We start from the raw sequence: 760 nt of genomic DNA, 5'->3' as shown, positions 1-760 counted from the left end.
GGACACCGAGACGGTCCTCGACGGTGAGCGCCGGATCGGGATCCGCCGGCTGTGGGCAGCGGCCGAGGCGACCCGTGACCGGTTGGCGGAGGCCGGGGTCGGCAAGGGGGACGTGGTCGCCCTGCTGGCCGCCCGGGGGCCCGAGCTGGCCGCCGCGGCCATCGGCGTATGGCTGGCCGGGGCCGCGTACCTGCCGCTCGATCCGTACCATCCCGAGCAGCGCATCGCGTATCAGCTCGACGACTCGGGCGCCGCCGCGGTCCTGGCCGGCCCCGGGGTCGTGGTTCCCGGTGAGCGTACGGTCCTGCCGCTGGTCGACGCTGACTCGGTGCGGCCGGTGACGGGGAGCGTGCTCGCCGCCGGCCTGGTGGCGCCGGAGGACTGCGCGTATCTGATCTACACCTCGGGTTCGACGGGGCTGCCGAAGGGCACGCTGCTCGACCACCGCGCCCTCGCCAATCTGGTGGCACACTTCGCGGACCAGCTCGCGGTGGGCCCCGAGGACACCGTCCTGTGGCTGACGACGTTCAGCTTCGACATTTCGGCCCTGGAACTCTTCCTGCCGCTGGTGTCGGGCGGGCGTCTCGCGGTCGCGCCCGACGAGGCGCGTACCGAGGGGGCACCCCTGGCAGAGGTGTTGCGGAAGCACGACGTGTCGGTGGTGCAGGCCACCCCGACGACCTGGCGTCTGGTAGCCGACGAGGTGGCGGGGCAGCTGGCCGGCCGCCGGGTGCTCAGCGGCGGTGAGCCGCTGCCCGCC

Annotated in this window: 1 protein-coding gene; it reads left to right on the top strand. The window is 74.1% G+C overall.

Features of this window, described 5'->3' with window-relative positions; genetic code table 11:
* Positions 1–760: AMP-binding protein (locus HY68_RS23615; RefSeq protein ID WP_041991947.1), on the top strand; the 760-nt coding region annotated here is incomplete at both ends.

Origin of the sequence: Streptomyces sp. AcH 505 (assembly GCF_000818175.1) — a bacterium.
GTDB lineage: Bacteria > Actinomycetota > Actinomycetes > Streptomycetales > Streptomycetaceae > Streptomyces.
The sequence above is the reverse complement of the archived record's forward strand: the minus strand, read 5'-3'. Positions and strand labels throughout refer to the sequence as shown.